Below are 16,769 nucleotides of genomic sequence, written 5' to 3'. Positions count from 1 at the left end.
CGTCCGTGTTTGCTTGTACCGGCGCCACCGGGCAAGTGCCGTGCCCGAGGCGCGTGTTGGCAGGGCTTGGGGCGGCCGCTTGCGCCGGCCGGGTATGGCGTTTGCCCGCAAGGCCTGCCATGGGGATGGAACATCTGACTTCTTATGCCGCCTGGATCTCTGCCGCCCTGAACCTGCAGCTCGTAAGCCTGGGAGAGGTGTCCATCACCGCTGGCTCCCTGCTCAAGCTGCTGGTGCTGATGACGGCGCTGTTCTGGTTTGCCGGGGCCATGCGCCGCTGGATGGTGACGCGGCTGCTGCGCCACTTTGACGCCAATGCGGGCACGCGCATCGCCATCGCCTCGGTGCTGCGCTATCTGGTGCTGGTGCTGGGGATGATGCTCATCATGCAGAACGTGGGCATCAAGCTCTCGGCGCTCAGCGTCGTGGCGGGCGCCATCGGCGTGGGCGTGGGCTTTGGCCTGCAGAACATCGTCAGCAATTTCATCAGCGGCCTGATCGTCATGCTCGAGCGGCCGGTCAAGGTGGGCGACCGCATCGAGGTCGGCGCCATCGAAGGCGTGGTGCGCGAGATCTCCGCCCGGCGCACGACCGTGGTCACGGCGGACAACGTGGCGGTACTGATTCCCAACCAGCGCCTGATTCTGGAAAACGTGGTCAATGCCGACTACCTGAACGAGTCGGTGCGCCTGCGCATCACGGTGGTGCTGGTGGCTGAGACCGAGCTCGCGCTGCTCGAGCAGATTCTGCGCACCGTGGCCGCGGCCAACCCCCACGTGCTTGCAACGCCCGCTCCCGAGGTCCTCATGAGCGCGCTGGAGGGCAGCAACTGCAAATTCGAGCTGGCCGTGTGGTACTGCCCCGGTGTGGTCGCGCGCGACCGGCTCACGAGCGAACTCAACATTGCGCTGAGCAAGGAATTCGCTGCGCACGGTGTGCGCCATGCCTGAAGCTGCCACGGCCACGCCCGGCAAGCCGTCTGACGAGCACACCTCGGTGCTCTTTGCGCAGCTTTGGCGCGCGGTCTGGCGCTATCGCTGGCGCACCTTCGCCGCGGTCGTCCTGCTGGTGCTGGCCAAAGTGGCTGCGGTGGGCGTGCCGCTGGTCTTCAAGCGCATCATCGATCTGTTCAGCATGCCCGGCGGCCTGAGCGCCGACCTGCTGCCTGGCGCCTCGTCAGTGGCGCCTGCCGGAGGGCAGGTGTTGATGCTGCCGGTGCTGCTGCTGGCCGGCTACGCGGCGCTGCGTTTTGCCAGCACCTTGTTCACCGAGCTGCGCGACCTGTGCTTTGCGCGGGTCACGCTGGTGACCGTGGCCGACTTCGCCCGCCGCGCTCTGGCGCACATGCATGCCATGGGGCCGCGCTTTCATTTGCAGTTCCAGACAGGGGCGCTGATGCGCGACGTGGAGCGCGGCACGAACGGCGTGGGCTTCTTGCTCGGCGCACTGCTGTTCACGCTGCTGCCCACGCTGGTCGAGATTCTTGCCGTGGTCACGATACTGGCGCTGGGTTACAGCCTGTGGTTTACCGCCATCATCGTGGCCACCTTCGTGCTTTACGCCAGCTACACCACCGTCATGACGCGCCGGCGGGTGCTGGTGCAGCGTCAGGTGAATGCGCTGGACTCACGCGCGAGCGGGCTGATGCTCGACAGCCTGGTGAATCAGGAGTCGGTGCGCAACAACGCCTGCGAAACCCAGGAGGTGCGCCGCTATGGCGAGGCGCGCCAGGCCTGGGTAGAGCAGAGCGTGGACAACCAGAAGGCCTTGTCTGCGCTGCATCTGGGACAGGGCGCGATCATCGCCTTTGGCGTCGGCGCCATCATGCTGTTTGCCGGCCGCGAAGCCCTGCGTGGCAGCATCACCGTGGGCGACCTGGTGCTGCTCAACAGCTATGTGATCCAGATCTGCCTGCCGCTCAACGCCCTGGGCTTTCTGTTTCGCGAAGCGCGAGACGCGCTGACCAACGCCGAAAAACTGCAGCAACTGCTGGCGCGGCGCCCCGAGATCGAAGAGGACCCGCGTGCCACCGCGCTCGAAGTCAAGCGGCGCACCGTGGCCTTCGAGCATGTGGATTTTTCCTACGAACCCGGGCGCCAGGTGCTCTGGGACGTGAGCTTTCGCATCGAGGCGGGCCAGACGGTAGCGGTCGTCGGCGGCAGCGGTTCGGGCAAATCGACGCTCGCGCGCCTGCTGCTGCGCACCTACGATCCGCAGGGCGGCAGGGTGCTGATTGATGAGCGCGACATCCGCCAGGTGACGCTCGCCAGCCTGCGCGCCGCCGTAGGCATCGTGCCGCAGGACAGCACGCTGTTCAACGAAAGCGTGGCCTACAACATTGCCTACGGCCGGCCCGGCGCATCGATCACCGACGTGGTGCATGCCGCGCGCGCGGCGCAGATCGACGAGCTGATCGCCTCGCTGCCCGAGCAGCTTGAAACCCTGGTCGGGGAGCGCGGGCTCAAGCTCTCGGGCGGCGAGAAGCAGCGCATCGCGATTGCCCGCGCCTTCCTGAAGAACGCCCCCATCCTGATCCTGGACGAGGCGACGTCCGCGCTCGATACGCGCTCGGAGAAGGCCATCCAGGTGCAGCTGGACGCGCTGGCCTCGCGGCGCACCACGCTGGTGATTGCACACCGGCTCTCCACCATCGTCGATGCAGACCGCATTCTGGTGATGGACAAGGGGCGCATCGTCGAGCAGGGGCGCCACGAGGAATTGCTCGCGCACCGCGGCCTCTATGCCCAGCTCTGGGATCTGCAGCGCCAGAAGCAGGAGTTCGACCGACTGGCGCGCAAGCTGGTGCGCCAGCCGCTGAACCTGGGCGTGCTGCTGGCCAGCGTGGTCGATGAGCTGCGGCGCAGCCTCGAATCGCGCGCGGTACAGCTCTACACCCACTTGGACCCAGAGCCGCTGCGCATCAGCGGCGACCCGGCGGTGCTGTCGCAGGCCATCTGGAGCATCTGCATGCAGGCCATCCGCGCAACGCCGCGCGGTGGGCGCATCGAGCTGCGGCTGGAGCGCCGCGGCAGCCAGGCCCATCTGAGCATCACGGACAGCAGACACCAGGCGGACAGCGGCGCGGCAACAACCGCCAGGCAGGCGCTGCCCGCCGCCATGGATCCTCTGGTGCTGCGCTCGGCCATTGAGCGCCAGGGCGGGCATCTGACCATCACCGCGCCCACATCGGTCCAGGGCATGCGTTTCGTGATCGCGCTGCCCTTGCGCTCGCCCTCGGCGGCGGCGATTCGTGCTTCAACGCCGCTGGCGCTGCAGGCGCCCAGCGATCAGCGGCTCCATGGCATGGAGGTCATGGTCATTGACGATCGCGAGGGCGTGCGCGAGGCCTTTGATCTTGCGCTGCGCAGCGAAGGCGCGCGCATGCACGGCTTCGCGTCCGGCGAGCCAGCGCTCGAGTGGCTGCAGGCCAGGCCGCTCGCACAGTGGCCCAGCATGCTGTTTTGCGACATCTCGCTCGGCCAGGAGGACGGGCGCCAGATCATGGCGCGGATCCGCGAGCTCGAAGAACGCCGCGGCATCGCGCTGGACAAGCGCATCCACGCGGTCGCATTGACCACTTCCGACCAGGCCAACGACCGCCTGCTGGCGCTGATGTCGGGCTTTCAATCGCATTTTCCAAAGTCGGCGGCGCCGGCCGACGTGGTGGCCGCTGCCGCCGCGCAGGCGTCGCGCCTGCCCGGTGTGGGCGAGCCGCGCCAGCACACTTCCTGAGCCTCTGGCGACGATGGTCGGCGGGCGACATCAGGCGGCCCGCCGACGGGCTTAGCCTGCGGCCTGAGCCAGGCTTGCCGCAGCCTTTGCTGCCATGCATGCCGACCGGAAAGTCGCCCTGGGCGCGCGCACACATTGGCAGGTATGGCGTTTGCCCGATCGACCACAGGCTTCGCTTTCGCGAGCCTGATGTCTATTGATTTTGAAAGGATCCAGCAATGGCACAGTATGACGAACGCGGCCGCCAAGGTTCAGGGGACCAGACGCGCCAGTCGATGGGGGACGATTACCAGAGCAGCGGGCACTCGAGTGCGGCCCGCCCGCCGTACCAGAACGGCAACCAGGGGGAGTGGTATGGCAGCAGCGGTTACAGCCAATCGGGCCGCCAGGGCGGCATGCAGGGCGGTGGCAACCACGGCCGCGATTACGGCCAAGGCCGTGAGTACGGCGGCTACGGCGGACAGGGCAATTACGGCGAACACCAGGGCGGCTGGGGCGGCCAGGGCGCTTATGGCCAGGGTGGCCAGGGTCAGGGCAGCTACGGCCATGGACAAAGCCAGTATGGTCAGGGCGGTTATGGTCAAGCTGGCTACGGCCAAGGTGGCTATGGCCAGGGCCAGAGCCAGTTCGGGCAGGGCGGCTATGGCCACGGTGGTTATGGCCAGGGTGGCTATGGCCGCGGTGGCTACGGGCAGGGGCAAAGCCAGTACGGGCAGGGTGGCTACGGCCAAGGCCAAGGCGGCTATGGTCAGGGCCAGGGCGGCTATGGTCAGGGCCAGGGCCAGTATGGCCAAGGCGGTTATGGCCAGGGCAGCTACGGCGGCGGCCAGCAGAGCCGCGGTTCCGGACACGCCGCCTGGGGCAGCTTTGAAGCCCAGGGCCATGGCGGCCCGAGCTGGCAGGACGCGCAGTTCGACCCCGACTACTACCAGTGGCGCAACGAGCAGATGCAAGCCCTGGACGAAGACTATCGTTCCTGGCGCAGCGACCGCTACAAGAAGTTCTCCGACGAGTTCTCCCAATGGCGCAACCAGCACGGAAAGGCGGGCAAGTCGTCCGGTTCGTCGTCCTCTTCGTCTGGCACGCATGGCAGCAGCGCTTCTTCCAGCTCGAAGGACAGCAAGTAAGCAGCGCTCGCGCTGAGCGCCGGCGCATGCCACGGGGTTCGCGCCCCGTGGCATTTTTTTGTCCTTCAGGCGCAGCGCCTGCGCCGGGCGACCGGCTCTATGCGCAGCAGCTGGCGGTATTTGGTGACGGTGCGCCTGGCGACCAACAGGCCTTGCGCTGCGAGCTGGCGCGTGATGTCGCCGTCGGACAGGGGCTGGGCGGGCGACTCGCCGGCAATGATGTCGCCGATGAGTTCACGTATCGCCGTGGCGGAGCAGGCCTTGCCGCTGGCGCTGATCATGGGGCGAGAGAAGAAGTGCTTGAGCTCGAAGACCCCGAGCGGGGTAGCCATGTACTTGTTGTTGGTGACGCGCGAGACCGTCGATTCGTGCACGCCGATCTCGTCGGCGATTTCCCGCAGCACCAGCGGCTTCATGGCCATCGCGCCGTATTCGAGAAACAGCTCTTGCTTGCGGATGATGGCCTGGGCCACATCGAGGATGGTCGCAAAACGCTGCTCGATGTTGCGCACCGTCCAGCGGGCCTCCTGCAAGTGGTCCACGAGCGGTTCGTGCCCGCTGCGGCGGTGGCGCTGGAACAGCTCGGCATACACCCTGTTCAGACGCACGCGCGGCACCACTGCCGGGTTGAGTTGCGCGCACCAGCGCCCGCGCACGCGGCGCACGGTGACATCGGGGACGATGTAGTCGATGCGCGCGTTGCCTACCGACCAGCCCGGGCGCGGATTCAAGCGGCGCACGGCGGCGATCGCCTCTTGCACCCGCGCCGCGGGCTGGCGCAAGGCCTTGGCAAGGCCTGCTACGTCGCGCGCCGCCAAAGCCTCCAGATGGTCTTCGACGATGCGCAGCGCCAGGGCGCGGGTTCCGCTGTCGGCGATGCGCGGGCATTGCAGTGCCAGGCATTCGCCCACGCTGCGCGCCGCAATGCCTGCGGGTTCGAGCGACTGCACCAGGCGCAGGGCGATCATCAGTTCCGCTGGCTGGGGGGCGGGGCTGAGCTGGCGGCGGTCTATCACTTCGTCGAGCGCAATGCGCAGATAGCCGTCGTCGTCCAGCGACTCGATGATTGCGCGCGCCAGGCACAGGTCGCGCTCGCCCAGTGCCATGAGATTGAGCTGGCCGTGCAAATGCATCGCCAGCGTCGTCCTGCTTGCGGCGAGATCGATGGCGCTCGCATGCTCGTCGTCCGACTGCTGCTTGCCGGGGCCGCGCTCCGAGAGCCAGATGTCACGGTCGTCGCCGGCTTCGCCCTCGGGGTAGCTCTCGGTGTCGCTGGCGGTTTCGGCAGCCGCGGGCGGGGCCGTATCGCTGTCTTCTTCCTCCTCGAGGAAGGGGTTCTCATCGATCTTCTCGCGCACCATCTGCGCAAAATCCAGTGAGGACATCTGCAGCAGTTGCACCGCCCGTTGCAGGCGCGGTGACAAAGTTTGAACCTGGCGTGTAGTGGTGGTGAGTTGCATGGAACCCATGGCGTCTCCTTGATGCGGATGAATCGAAGCGGCAACTGCCGACACCAGAGCAATGCAACGACCGTGCCGGAACAGCGGTGCCCACAGCCTTTGTTACATTTCGGGCGCGATTCCTGCCCCTTCCCCAAGGTTTGCCCGCCGACGCGGATACATCTTCCTTGCGCCTTGGCCTATCCCTACGCAGAGCGCATGCATGCCGCCTGCAGGAAGTGCCGATTTGGTGCATAGTTTTCGGCAAACCCGGCTGCTTGCGGACGTGACTGGCACGGCAATTGCCCGGTAGCGTCATTGAATCTCGCCCGCCGTCGTCTCCTCGGTGCGGCACAACTGCCCCGCAGCCGCGGAGCAAGAACCCAGGCTCCCATGTCCCCACGACTGCGGTTGGTTTTCTCTGCCCTTGTTCTATTGCTGCTTGTCTCGGCCGCGTCGGCCTGGCTGCTGCTGCGGGCGCAGCATGCGCAGCGCGCGTCCGACGAAGCGCGCGCCGGCGTCACCGTCGCTGCGCTGCTGGAGATGGCGGCCTATACCGGCCACACGCTGCAGCCCGGGGCCAGGCCTCGGGCACCGGTGCCGGTTGCTCCGCCGGCGCAGGACCAGAGTAGTGCGCCGCAGGAGCCAGGCGAAGAGCCTGCGACCCCGGTCAACTGGGAAAGCATCCTCGTCGACGCCGAGGGCCGCGTCGTCTTTGCGCATCCCGAGGGTCTGCGCAGCAGCTATGGCCCGGAGCAGCTGGCACGCCTGCTTGCCGGAACGCAGGACGCGAGCAGCGGGTGGTTGTCGTCGCCGGACGCCCAGGGGCAGTCGCAGCGCGCCTACTTCGCCCGCGATGAACAAGGCTGGACTGCAGTCGCATGGACGTCGTGTTCGGCGCTCGATCCCGCTTGTTCTCCGGCGCTGGGCTGGATGCTGGGCGCCGCCCTGGTGCTGCTGGTGAGCGCCGCCTGGGCGATGGGGCGCGCCGCGCTCGCCATGGACAGAGGTGCGCCGGCGCGGGCTCTGCCGCGCGCTGCCACGCCTGCGGCGCCCCAGGCGCCGCCCGACGCCAGCGTGAGCTGGCAGGACCGCATGCTGGTAGTCGGTTGGCTGAGCAACCGCTACACCCACGCCTTCAACAACCACCTGGGCGTGATCAGCAACAGCGCCTGTCTCATCGAACGCCGCGCCCAGGACCCTGCGCTGCAGCGTCCGCTGCAAGCCTTGCTGCGCGCGGTCGATACGGCCAGCTTCGCAACGCATCGCCTGCAGGCGCTGGCGACGCCGCAGGCCCATAGTCCGCAGCCTATCGCTCTGCACAGCTGGCTCGAAGGTCTGCAGGCGGCCTTTGCCTTGGTGATGGGCAAGGGCATGGAGCTGCAGATCGTGGTGACGCCGGGCACGCACCAGGTGTACGCCGACCCGGGAGAGCTTGAACTGGCGCTCACCTGCGTCCTGCTCAACGTCCGCACGCAATTGCCGCGCGAGGGCACGGTGACCATCGTCTGCCGGCCCTGGCATGACGCTCAGGACAGCCCGGCGCAGAGCGCGGCGCAGCGCCTGGTCGAGATCCGGATTGAAGCGCTGGCGAAGATTCCGGTGACCAAGCTTGGCCCGCCAGAGGCGGCGCAGCCAGCCTGGCGGCCGGCAGACGCCTGCCCCGACCTGGTGCTTGGCGTGGTCCAGCGTGTCAGCCAGGCTGCGGGCGCCGGTGCCTGGGTGAAGCTGGAGGCAGGGCGCAGCGTGAGCGTTTCACTGCGCTTGGCCGCAGTGGTTCCCGAGGCCGCCCCCACTCCACCTGCAGCCTCCCTGGTCGGACAAGCGGGCACGCCGAATGCCTGAAGAGGGCTCTGCCAAACAAGGCAGCTTGTCCGTTAACCAACCGGGAACTACACCATGGATGAAAAACAAGTCATTGAAGTTTTGAACGACCTGATCGAGAACTGCAAGGACGGCGAATATGGCTTCAAGAGCACCGCCGAACATGCGCGCAGCCACAACCTCAAGCAGGTCTTTCTCGCACGGTCCGAGGACTGCCGCGCCGCCACCCAGCAACTGCAGGACATCGTGGCCCAGATGGGTGGCGACTCGGCAGAGCACGGAACCCTGGCGGGTGCGGCGCACCGCGGCTGGGTTGCAGTCAAGGGCACGCTGGCGGGTTACAGCGACCTGAACATGCTCGAAGAAGCCGAGCGCGGTGAAGATGCCGCGGTGGCGCGCTACCGCGATGCGCTTGAGCACGACCTGCCGGCCCATGTGCGCGCACTGGTGCAGGCGCAGTACGAGGGAGTAAAGCGCAACCACCAACAGATCCGCGAGTTGCGTGACCAGGCGCGCGCCGGCACCTTGCTCTGACCTGGATGGTCCGCCCCGCCCCGGGGCGACCGGCTTGCCTCAAAGCAAACGGGGCCGGACGGCGGATGCCGTCCGGCCCCGCTGGCGTTTTCAGCGCCGGCACAGACGCCCGAGCAACCAGCCCAGCGCGACCGATGCGGAAACGGACGTGAGCGGCCTTTCCTGGACCGCGCCGCGCAGGCACTGCAGCCATTCGTCGCCGGTCTCTTTCAGGGTTTGTGCAGTCTGCTGCAGGCTTTCACCCGCATTCGACAGCGTTTGCTGGATCCGGCGCACGTGGGTCGAAGCATCTTCTGCCAGCTCTTCGACGGCCTCGCGGGCACCCCGTTCGAGCTGTTGCACCACCTCGGGCTTGCCGGCGGGCGGCGCGCCGCTGCTGTCGCTGTCGTTGGGGTTCGCCGGGCCCTGGGACGACACGGGAAAGGGAGAGCGGGAAGCGCTCGTGTTGGGGTCTTGCATGTTCATGGATTTCCTTTCAGTTCAGCGCTCAACGCGGCGAGCGACGACGCACCAGATTCACGAGGGCGATCAGCACGATGGCCCCGATGAGAGAGACGAACACGGACATCTGGTTGTACACACCTTCGTTGATGCTGGACTGCGGCCCCAGCAGCGGCGTGACGAGCCAGCCGCCCAGCATGGCTCCGACGACGCCGGCGGCGATATCGAGGAAGGGCCCTTGGCGGACGTTGGTGCGCATGACCAGACTTGCGACCCAACCCATGAGACCCCCGACCAGTAGCCAGATGAAGAAGTTCATTGCGATACCCTCGTAGTTGATGGTGAACGGCGGCAGGCAATCCGCGTGCCGGATTCAGCGCGGGTTGGGCGGCTCGCTGCCGGTGTTGCCGTCGGGCCGGCGCAGTGCGCGCTCTTCTTCAAGCCCAGAGCGGGTCTGGGCGTCCAGGCCATGGCCCGCGGGCTCCTTGGCCTGGGGCATGTCGTCGGGGTGTTCGATCAGCTCTTCGATGATGAAGCGCCCGTACAACTGCGCCCGTTCGGCGCCCTGCGCGCGCAAGGCATCGGCCATCTGCCGCGCCTTGTCGCTGCCCTCGGCGCGCACGATGAGCCAGTAATAGCCCTGCTCTGCCAGCGCGCGATGGGCTTTCACCAGATTGAGCTCCTGCCCGAACGATGCCAGGGCGCCGGCCTGCTTGAGGTCATCATCAATGCGCGCGATCATTTCCTGATCGCTGAAGTCGTGGATGTCCTGATCGGCCACCCCGAGCGCCCGCAGCGCCGCATGGCCGTTCTTGGCCAGCACTGCGTTGGGGAAGGAAACGACGATGTGGCCCACGGGCTTGAACACCCCGTAGGAACGGTGGTTTGCGCTATCCATGTGTGCTCCTGTTAATCAATTTGCTTGACAGGGCGGGCAAGCGGGATGCCTGCCATGCGGGCACCAGGCGCTGGGTTGCACCGCCGTACCGATACGCATCCCGCCCCTTTACCGGGCATTCGCCGCCGCTCAGGGCGGTCGCTATGGGCCGATCCGGGGTGCCTCTGGCATGAGGTGAGCGAGCGTCGGGAATGCGCTGCGCAAATCCATCACCTCGGGCAGCACGTAGGCGTAGCCGCCGTGTCGAATGAACAGCGGATGAATGCTGCGGTTGTAAACCGCCACCGGCATGTTCACGCAGCCGTAGGAGATCCGGTTGTCCGCCTCCGTAGGCGTCGCGAGCCGATGCAGCCGGCGGTCGCCCGGGCTCCCGCGGCGCACGCGGTGCAGGGACACGGCGGCGTCGTAGTCGATCCAGAAGATGCTCTCGCCCGCGGTGTTGTAGCCGGCTTCGAGCAGAAAGCGCCCGGCGGGCGTGGTGCGCTCCTCAGGCTTGATCTGCGACAGCGGTCGCAGGCCTATGCCGGGAACGGATTCGTCCCCGATGGCGATGCCGAGCAGCACGGGCGAGGTCTCTGCGAGCTTGCCATCGGCGCGGTAGATCCAGATGCGCGCCGCACGCTTGTCGATGATGACGAAAGGCAGATCGCCATGGTCACCCGACTGCATGATCCAGGCGTACATCTGCGCCGCTGGCGTGCCGGGCGCGGGCAGGGACTGGGTGTCCACGCTTTGGGCGAGGCAGTGCACAGGGGCTGCAACAGCCAGTAGACAGCTCAGCAGGAGAGCGGGCGCGAGATGCTTCATCGTGTGCTTGGCATGGTTGGGATGGCACTGTAGCGGCAAGCCGCATGCCGCGGCCCGGCAGAGCGGGAGCGCCGATTGCCTAACGCTGGGCATGAAACACCGTAGCCGTTACGCCGATGCCGAGGCGGCCCGCGCCGCCGTCCTCCTGGCCCTTCCTTCCATAGAACAGACCTTGCAGCGCTCTGGCGTGAGCGCGTTGAAGGTGCTGCATCTTGTGGTGCTTGACCCCGCCGCCTGCCCGGGCTCGTCCGAGTTCAAGGACGCCTTGCTCTACGAGCACTCGGTGGGCGATCGCGAGCAATGGGACGCGGACTACGCGGCCTTCGCTCGCGACAAGGCCTTGCTGAGCTGGCGCCACCAGATGGACAGCCGCAAGGTGGTGCAGTTGCAGCCGCACCGGCTCTCGCACGAGGACACCGTGTTGTGGGGCGGGGTGTGGCTGGACGGCATCGTCGTGGCCGCCAGCGGCGCCCTGCCGGCGTGGGACGAAACCTTCTCGTTGCTGGTGGCCGCGCACCTGCGCGCGATCGCGCTGGAGCGCTCGATCGGAACGCCAATTGCCTGGCTGCGGGTTGAACAGGAATGAACAGGAATTGGAGCAGGACATGATGATGCACCCTTTGAAAATTGCGATGATCAGCGAGCACGCTTCCCCCCTGGCCCTGGCCGGCGGCGTGGATGCGGGCGGTCAGAATGTGTACGTGGACAGTGTGGCGCGCCAGCTCGGCGCGCTGGGGCACAGGGTTGACGTGCTCACCCGCCGCGACGACCCCAAACTGCCTGCGGTGGTGCCGATCGCGCCGGGCGTGCGCGTCATGCACGTCGATGCCGGACCGGCCCAGCACATTGCCAAGGAAGAGCTGCTGCAGTGGATGCCCGAGTTTGCCCGGCACGCGCGCCAACAACTGCTGCCCGAAGGCCACTACGACGCCATCCATGCCAATTTCTTCATGTCCGGCTGGGTCGGCCTGGTGCTGCGCCCGGCGCTGAAGGCCCCGCTGGTGACGACCTTTCACGCGCTGGGGCTGGTGCGCCGCGAGCACCAGGGCGCTGCCGACGGATTTCCGCGTGAGCGCGAGGCGATAGAGCACGTACTGGCACGCCGCTCGAACCGCGTGATCGCGGAGTGCCCCCAGGACCGCGAGGACCTGATGCGCCTGTACGACGCACCGGCCAAACACATCGACATGATCCCCTGCGGCGTGGACACGGATCTGTTCTGCCCTGGCAGCCGCAGCGCGGCGCGCCGGCGCCTGGGCCTGCCCGACAACGAGTTCATCGTGCTGCAATTGGGCCGCATGGTGCCGCGCAAGGGTATAGACAACGTGATCCGCGCAATGGCCTTGCTGCCGGCATCGGTCCCTGCGCGCCTGGCGGTCGTCGGGGGGGATTCCCGGCTGCCCGACCCGGGCTCCAACCCGGAGCTCGCGCGCCTCATGGCACTGACGCAAGAGCTCGGTGTGGGCGACAGCGTCAGCTTTGTCGGGCGCCGCGACCGCGACGAGTTGGTGGATTGGTACCAGGCGGCGGACGTTTTCGTGACCACTCCCTGGTACGAGCCTTTTGGCATCACGCCGCTCGAAGCCATGGCCTGTGCGAGACCGGTGGTGGGCAGCGACGTGGGCGGTATCCGCTACACGGTGCGCGATGGCGTCAGCGGCTTTCTGGTTGCGCCCAAGACACCCGAGGCGCTGGCGGGCCGCCTGCTTGAGCTGCAGCAACGCCCGCGGCTGGCCCAGGCCATGGGGCAGGCGGGCCTCGCGCGCGTGCAAGAGCACTTCACCTGGGAGCAGGTGGCGCGCGAGTTCGTCAGCGTGTTCGAGGGCCTTGCCCCGCGCCAAGCGCTGCAAAGCCGCAGCTTGCGGCGCCCGATGGCATCGGCGTTGCGACAGGCGGGTGCGGTATGAGCGAGTTGTCTGCTCCGGGCATCTTCGTCGACAAAGACGGCACCTTGGTGGAAAACGTCCCCTACAACGTCGATCCTGACCTGTTGAAGTTCAAGCCCGGTGCCTTGCGGGCGCTCGCGGCCCTTGCAGCCCGCGGCTTTGCGATCGTCGTGGTGACGAATCAGAGCGGGGTGGCGCGCGGCTACTTCACGCGCACGCAACTGACACGCCTGCGCGACGCGCTCGCCCGGCGTCTTGCCGAGGAGGCGGGTGTGCGGCTCAAGGGCTTTCATTTTTGTCCCCATGAGCCGGACGCGCACGGGCGCCCGACCTGTTCCTGCCGCAAACCCCGGCCCGGAATGTTGCTCGAAGCCAGCCGCATGCACGGCATTGACCTGGAGCGCTCCTGGATGATTGGCGACACGCTGGACGACGTGGAGGCAGGCCGCCGGGCCGGCTGCCGCACCATCTTCTACGACTCCGGCGGCGAAACACGCTGGCGGATGGCGCCGCTTCGCTACCCCTGGAGCCTCACGACAGACTGGTGGGACGCTGCCCGCCTGATACTCGCGCAGGCCATGCATCGATGAACGCCACGGCTTCCCGCTTGGGGCCGGTGCGGCGCATTGTGGTCTTTCGCGCATTGATGCTGGGCGACATGCTCTGTGCGACGCCCGTGCTCAGGGCCGTGCGCGCGACGTGGCCGCAAGCCCGCATCACGCTGGTCGGACTTCCCTGGGCTGCAAGCTGGGCGCAGCGCCTGGCGAGCGTGGACGCCTTCGAGGCCTTTCCCGGCTGGCCGGGGTTGCCGGAAACGCCGCCTGCGCCCGCGCGGCAACTGCTGGCTTTTCTGAACGGACTGCGTGAGCAGCGTTTTGATCTCGCCATCCAGCTGCATGGTTCGGGCGTGCGGGTCAACCCGCTGGTCGCACGTTTCGGTGCCGCCCGCAACGCCGGCTTTGCAGGCCGCACCGCCTGGATACCGCCGGGCGAGGCAGAGCGCTTTGCCCTCTGGCCCGAGGAGGGCCACGAGATTCAGCGCCTGTTGCGCCTTGCGGACCATCTCGGACTTGAGCGCCGCGGCACCGAGATCGACTGGGCGCTGCGCCCGCGCGACCTCGCTTGCGCGCGCCGCCTGCTGCCTGCGGGACGCAGCCATGTGGTGGTGCACGCGGGTGCTCAGCTGCCATCGCGGCGCTGGGGCGTGCGTCGTTTCGCTGCTGTCGCCGATCGCCTGGCGCAGGCCGGTCTGCGCGTGGTGCTGACCGGCACGCAAGGCGAGCGCGAGCTGGTGGCGTCGGTGGCGTCAGCGATGCGCGAGCCGGCACTCAACCTGTGCGCCCGTACCGACTTGTGGACGCTGGGCGGCTTGCTGTCCTCGGCGCGGCTGCTGCTGTGCAACGACACCGGCCTGTCCCACGTTGCTGCCGCGCTGGGCACGCCGAGCGTGGTCGTGGCCTGCGGCAGCGATACCCGCCGCTGGGCGCCTCTCGATACACGCCGCCACCGGGTGCTGTGGCACGACATGCCGTGTCGCCCCTGTGGGCACCGCAACTGCCCCGTGGGGCACGGCTGCGCGTCTGGCGTGAGCGTGGATTCGGTCACGCACGCGGCGCTGGCCATGGCAAATGGAGCAAACACATGAACGCAACACTTACACAAGCCCGCAAGCGATGGCGCATCCTTACCTGGCATGTCCATGGAAACTATCTCTACAACCTGACCCAGGTACCGCAGGATTTCTGGCTCGTGACGGATAGTGAACGCTCGCCGCACCACAGCGGGCGCAGCGGCACGCTGCCCTGGGGCGACAACGTGCATGAAGCGCCGGTGCAGGAACTCGCCTCCATGGAATTCGACCTGGTGCTCTACCAGTCCAGACAGGCTTGGGAGCAGGACCGCCATACGCTGCTCTCGCCTGCCCAGCGGCGCCTGCCAAGCATCGTGCTCGAACACGATCCGCCGCAGGAGAGCCCGACCAACACGCGCCATTGGTGCGACGACCCCAACGTTCTGCTGGTACATGTCACGCCGTTCAACGCGCTGATGTGGGACAACGGCTCGACGCCGGTGCGCATCGTCGAACATGGCGTGCGCCTGCTGCAGCCGCAGGTGTGGGGCGGCGAGCAGGCCTGCGGCCTGGTGGTGGTGAACAACATCCAGCGGCGCGGCCGCCGCCTGGGGCTGGACATCTGGCAGCACATGTCCACCCGGCTCCCGCTGCACCTGGTCGGCATGGGCAGCGAACTGGTGGGCGGGCTGGGCGAGATAGCGCAGCTACGACTGCCGGCGATGATGGCGAGCCACCGCTTCTTCTTCAACCCGATACGCCACACCAGCCTGGGGCTGGCAGTGATTGAAGCCATGCTCATGGGCTTGCCGGTCGTAGGGCTGGCGACAACCGAACTGGTGACGGTCATAGACAGTGGCCGCAACGGCTACGTCGATACGCGTCTGGACCGGCTGGAGGCGGTGATGCGCGTGCTGCTGGAAGACCCTGGGCTGGCAGCCGAGTGGGGCAGTGCGGGACAACGCACGGCGCGTGAGCGCTTCTCCATTGAGCGCTTCATCGACGACTGGCTGCAGGTGTTTGACAGCGTGGCTGGTTGAGCCCCCGGGGCGCGATGCGCGCCCCCGTGCTCAGGAAGCGCGTTGCTCGGCGCTCGAATAACGCTTGAGGCGGTTGTACAGCGTCTTCAGGCTGATGCCCAGCACGGCCGCGGTGCGCTCCTTCTGATACTGGCATTGCTTGAGCGTTTCCTCGATCAGCAGCTGCTCGGCCTCGGCCATGGACAGGCCGACTGGCAGCTTCAGCACATTGGGCTGCGCTGCGTGGACCTGCTCCGGCTCCACGCCCACGTCCTGCAGCGCCTGTGGCGCCGGCAAGGCCAGCGGGCCCGCGCCGTCCAGCGCCTGTGCCTGGGGCAACCATTCGGTGTCGATGACCTCGCCGCACGCCATGACGTAGGCGCGCTGCACCGCATTGCGCAGCTCGCGCACATTGCCCGGCCAGGGGTAGCGTGCGAGCTGTCTGAGCGCGGCGCTGCTGAATTGCTTGCTTCGGCCTTCGCGTTGCGAGATCTGCTGCAGGAAGTGCTCTGCCAGCATGGGCACGTCCGAGAGGCGCTCGCGCAGCGGCGGCAGCGCTATCGGAAAGACGTTCAGACGGTAGAGCAAGTCCTCGCGCAACTTGCCAGCCGCAACCGCTTCCAGCGGAACGCGATTGGTTGCGGCAACGATGCGCACCTGGGCCTGCAGGGTCTGGGTCGAACCCACGCGCATGAAGCAGCCCGTCTCCAGCACCCGCAGCAGCTTGACCTGCAGCTGTGGCGGCATCTCGGTCACCTCGTCGAGAAACAGCGTCCCGCCGGCCGCGCGCTCGAAAAAGCCCTGATGCTGACGCTCTGCCCCGGTGAAGCTGCCCTTCTCGTGGCCGAAAATTTCGCTCTCGATCAACTGCGGCGAAATCGCACCGCAATTGACGGCAAGAAAGGGCTTGGAGCGGCGCGAACTCAGCTCATGCAGGGTCTGCGCCACGACCTCCTTGCCGGTGCCGCTCTCGCCGGTGATCAAGACGGTCACTCCGGTCGGCGCGACGCGGCGAATCTGTTCATACACCCGCTGCATGGGTTGCGAGCTGCCCCAGAGGCGGCCGAAGCGGCCGTCCTCGTCGGCTGCGCCGCGCGCCATCGGCACCAGCGCGCCGTCGCTGCCGCCAGGTACGGTGAAACCTTCCAGGATTTCCTCGAGCCGGCGCATGCGCACCGGTTTGACCAGGTAGTCCATCGCACCGCGGCGCAATGCTTCGATCGACGAGTCCAGGCTGGCGTGCCCGGTCACCAGCACGATCTTGGATTCATCCACCACTTGCGGATCGGAAAACAACTCCATGCCGTTGCCGTCTGGCAGCTCCAGGTCCAGCAGCAGCAGATTGGGTGTCTGCATCGCGATTTGCTTGCGCGCGTCGCGCAGGTTGTGGGCAACCGCTACGGAAAAGCGCTCGCCCATTACGAGCTCGCGCATGCTGCTTGCAGAATCTACGTCGTCGTCGACGATCAACACATGGTTCATTGTTGTCCTT

General features: G+C 67.1%; 16 protein-coding genes. 10 read left to right on the top strand and 6 right to left on the bottom strand.

Annotated features, from left to right (window positions below; all coding sequences use genetic code 11):
• Positions 1–125 precede the first annotated feature (125 nt).
• The 3 genes from KUD94_RS04820 (at position 126) to KUD94_RS04810 (ending at position 4,859) form a co-directional block, all read left to right on the top strand.
• On the top strand, positions 126–950 hold the full coding sequence (locus tag KUD94_RS04820) for a mechanosensitive ion channel family protein (protein WP_218238669.1): 825 nt from the start codon (positions 126–128) through the stop codon (positions 948–950).
• Complete coding sequence (locus KUD94_RS04815; protein ID WP_218238668.1) at positions 943–3,732, top strand: ATP-binding cassette domain-containing protein; 2,790 nt, start codon at positions 943–945, stop codon at positions 3,730–3,732. Before KUD94_RS04820 ends, KUD94_RS04815 begins: the two co-directional genes overlap by 8 nt.
• Before the next feature lie 275 nt (positions 3,733–4,007).
• Entirely contained in the window at positions 4,008–4,859 is an 852-nt protein-coding gene (locus KUD94_RS04810) for a hypothetical protein (RefSeq protein WP_218238667.1), read from the top strand.
• A gap of 65 nt (positions 4,860–4,924) precedes the next feature.
• Here the strand turns inward: KUD94_RS04810 and rpoN are convergent, their stop codons facing one another.
• Positions 4,925–6,328 carry an RNA polymerase factor sigma-54 gene (gene rpoN / locus KUD94_RS04805; RefSeq protein WP_218238666.1) on the bottom strand — a complete coding sequence of 468 codons (1,404 nt, stop codon included), beginning with the start codon at positions 6,326–6,328 and terminating at the stop codon, positions 4,925–4,927.
• A 363-nt stretch (positions 6,329–6,691) separates the two neighbouring features.
• Here rpoN and KUD94_RS04800 point away from each other — a divergent pair, with 363 nt between their 5' ends.
• Together KUD94_RS04800 and KUD94_RS04795 are read left to right on the top strand one after the other, a co-directional pair.
• Positions 6,692–8,143 carry a hypothetical protein gene (locus tag KUD94_RS04800; RefSeq protein ID WP_218238665.1) on the top strand — a complete coding sequence of 484 codons (1,452 nt, stop codon included), beginning with the start codon at positions 6,692–6,694 and terminating at the stop codon, positions 8,141–8,143.
• 54 nt (positions 8,144–8,197) lie between these two features.
• Entirely contained in the window at positions 8,198–8,656 is a 459-nt protein-coding gene (locus KUD94_RS04795) for a PA2169 family four-helix-bundle protein (protein WP_218238664.1), read from the top strand.
• Positions 8,657–8,746: 90 nt separating this feature from the next.
• Here KUD94_RS04795 and KUD94_RS04790 read toward each other — a convergent pair whose 3' ends face one another.
• From KUD94_RS04790 to KUD94_RS04775, 4 genes are all read right to left on the bottom strand, one after another.
• Positions 8,747–9,121, bottom strand: a complete 375-nt coding sequence (locus tag KUD94_RS04790) for a YqjD family protein (protein WP_218238663.1) — start codon at positions 9,119–9,121, stop codon at positions 8,747–8,749.
• 22 nt (positions 9,122–9,143) lie between these two features.
• A complete protein-coding gene (locus KUD94_RS04785; RefSeq protein ID WP_218238662.1) occupies positions 9,144–9,416 on the bottom strand; it encodes a GlsB/YeaQ/YmgE family stress response membrane protein in 273 nt (90 codons plus the stop codon).
• A gap of 54 nt (positions 9,417–9,470) precedes the next feature.
• Positions 9,471–9,995, bottom strand: a complete 525-nt coding sequence (locus KUD94_RS04780) for a hypothetical protein (RefSeq protein ID WP_218238661.1) — start codon at positions 9,993–9,995, stop codon at positions 9,471–9,473.
• A 141-nt stretch (positions 9,996–10,136) separates the two neighbouring features.
• Positions 10,137–10,724 (bottom strand): L,D-transpeptidase family protein, encoded by a 588-nt coding sequence (locus KUD94_RS04775; RefSeq protein ID WP_255569065.1) that lies wholly within the window; start codon positions 10,722–10,724, stop codon positions 10,137–10,139.
• Between the two features lie 169 nt (positions 10,725–10,893).
• Here KUD94_RS04775 and KUD94_RS04770 point away from each other — a divergent pair, with 169 nt between their 5' ends.
• The 5 genes from KUD94_RS04770 to KUD94_RS04750 are packed head-to-tail and all read left to right on the top strand — an operon-like array spanning position 10,894 to position 15,298.
• On the top strand, positions 10,894–11,388 hold the full coding sequence (locus KUD94_RS04770; RefSeq protein WP_218238659.1) for a hypothetical protein: 495 nt from the start codon (positions 10,894–10,896) through the stop codon (positions 11,386–11,388).
• A 19-nt stretch (positions 11,389–11,407) separates the two neighbouring features.
• Positions 11,408–12,709, top strand: a complete 1,302-nt coding sequence (locus KUD94_RS04765; RefSeq protein WP_255569064.1) for a glycosyltransferase family 1 protein — start codon at positions 11,408–11,410, stop codon at positions 12,707–12,709.
• On the top strand, positions 12,706–13,278 hold the full coding sequence (locus tag KUD94_RS04760; protein ID WP_255569063.1) for an HAD-IIIA family hydrolase: 573 nt from the start codon (positions 12,706–12,708) through the stop codon (positions 13,276–13,278). Before KUD94_RS04765 ends, KUD94_RS04760 begins: the two co-directional genes overlap by 4 nt.
• Complete coding sequence (locus KUD94_RS04755) at positions 13,275–14,333, top strand: glycosyltransferase family 9 protein (RefSeq protein ID WP_218238658.1); 1,059 nt, start codon at positions 13,275–13,277, stop codon at positions 14,331–14,333. Before KUD94_RS04760 ends, KUD94_RS04755 begins: the two co-directional genes overlap by 4 nt.
• On the top strand, positions 14,330–15,298 hold the full coding sequence (locus tag KUD94_RS04750) for a glycosyltransferase (protein ID WP_218238657.1): 969 nt from the start codon (positions 14,330–14,332) through the stop codon (positions 15,296–15,298). Before KUD94_RS04755 ends, KUD94_RS04750 begins: the two co-directional genes overlap by 4 nt.
• 30 nt (positions 15,299–15,328) lie before the next feature.
• On the opposite strand, the gene KUD94_RS04745 is transcribed toward KUD94_RS04750, so the two are convergent.
• Complete coding sequence (locus KUD94_RS04745; protein ID WP_218238656.1) at positions 15,329–16,759, bottom strand: sigma-54 dependent transcriptional regulator; 1,431 nt, start codon at positions 16,757–16,759, stop codon at positions 15,329–15,331.
• Between the last annotated feature and the right edge of the window lie 10 nt (positions 16,760–16,769).

Origin of the sequence: Comamonas sp. NLF-1-9, from assembly GCF_019195435.1 — a bacterium.
In the GTDB taxonomy this organism is placed as follows: Bacteria; Pseudomonadota; Gammaproteobacteria; order Burkholderiales; family Burkholderiaceae_C; genus Comamonas_C.
Note: the sequence above shows the minus strand (reverse complement) of the source record. Positions and strands in the feature narration are given on the sequence as shown.

Excerpts from the sequence above, each read along its gene's own strand:
- KUD94_RS04820 (WP_218238669.1), top strand. The coding sequence starts at position 126 with ATGGAACATCTGACTTCTTATGCCGCCTGGATCTCTGCCGCCCTGAAC.
- KUD94_RS04815 (WP_218238668.1), top strand. The coding sequence starts at position 943 with ATGCCTGAAGCTGCCACGGCCACGCCCGGCAAGCCGTCTGACGAGCAC.
- KUD94_RS04810 (WP_218238667.1), top strand. The coding sequence starts at position 4,008 with ATGGGGGACGATTACCAGAGCAGCGGGCACTCGAGTGCGGCCCGCCCG.
- rpoN (WP_218238666.1), bottom strand. The coding sequence starts at position 6,328 with ATGGGTTCCATGCAACTCACCACCACTACACGCCAGGTTCAAACTTTG.
- KUD94_RS04800 (WP_218238665.1), top strand. The coding sequence starts at position 6,692 with ATGTCCCCACGACTGCGGTTGGTTTTCTCTGCCCTTGTTCTATTGCTG.
- KUD94_RS04795 (WP_218238664.1), top strand. The coding sequence starts at position 8,198 with ATGGATGAAAAACAAGTCATTGAAGTTTTGAACGACCTGATCGAGAAC.
- KUD94_RS04790 (WP_218238663.1), bottom strand. The coding sequence starts at position 9,121 with ATGAACATGCAAGACCCCAACACGAGCGCTTCCCGCTCTCCCTTTCCC.
- KUD94_RS04785 (WP_218238662.1), bottom strand. The coding sequence starts at position 9,416 with ATGAACTTCTTCATCTGGCTACTGGTCGGGGGTCTCATGGGTTGGGTC.
- KUD94_RS04780 (WP_218238661.1), bottom strand. The coding sequence starts at position 9,995 with ATGGATAGCGCAAACCACCGTTCCTACGGGGTGTTCAAGCCCGTGGGC.
- KUD94_RS04770 (WP_218238659.1), top strand. The coding sequence starts at position 10,894 with ATGAAACACCGTAGCCGTTACGCCGATGCCGAGGCGGCCCGCGCCGCC.
- KUD94_RS04765 (WP_255569064.1), top strand. The coding sequence starts at position 11,408 with ATGATGATGCACCCTTTGAAAATTGCGATGATCAGCGAGCACGCTTCC.
- KUD94_RS04760 (WP_255569063.1), top strand. The coding sequence starts at position 12,706 with ATGAGCGAGTTGTCTGCTCCGGGCATCTTCGTCGACAAAGACGGCACC.
- KUD94_RS04755 (WP_218238658.1), top strand. The coding sequence starts at position 13,275 with ATGAACGCCACGGCTTCCCGCTTGGGGCCGGTGCGGCGCATTGTGGTC.
- KUD94_RS04750 (WP_218238657.1), top strand. The coding sequence starts at position 14,330 with ATGAACGCAACACTTACACAAGCCCGCAAGCGATGGCGCATCCTTACC.
- KUD94_RS04745 (WP_218238656.1), bottom strand. The coding sequence starts at position 16,759 with ATGAACCATGTGTTGATCGTCGACGACGACGTAGATTCTGCAAGCAGC.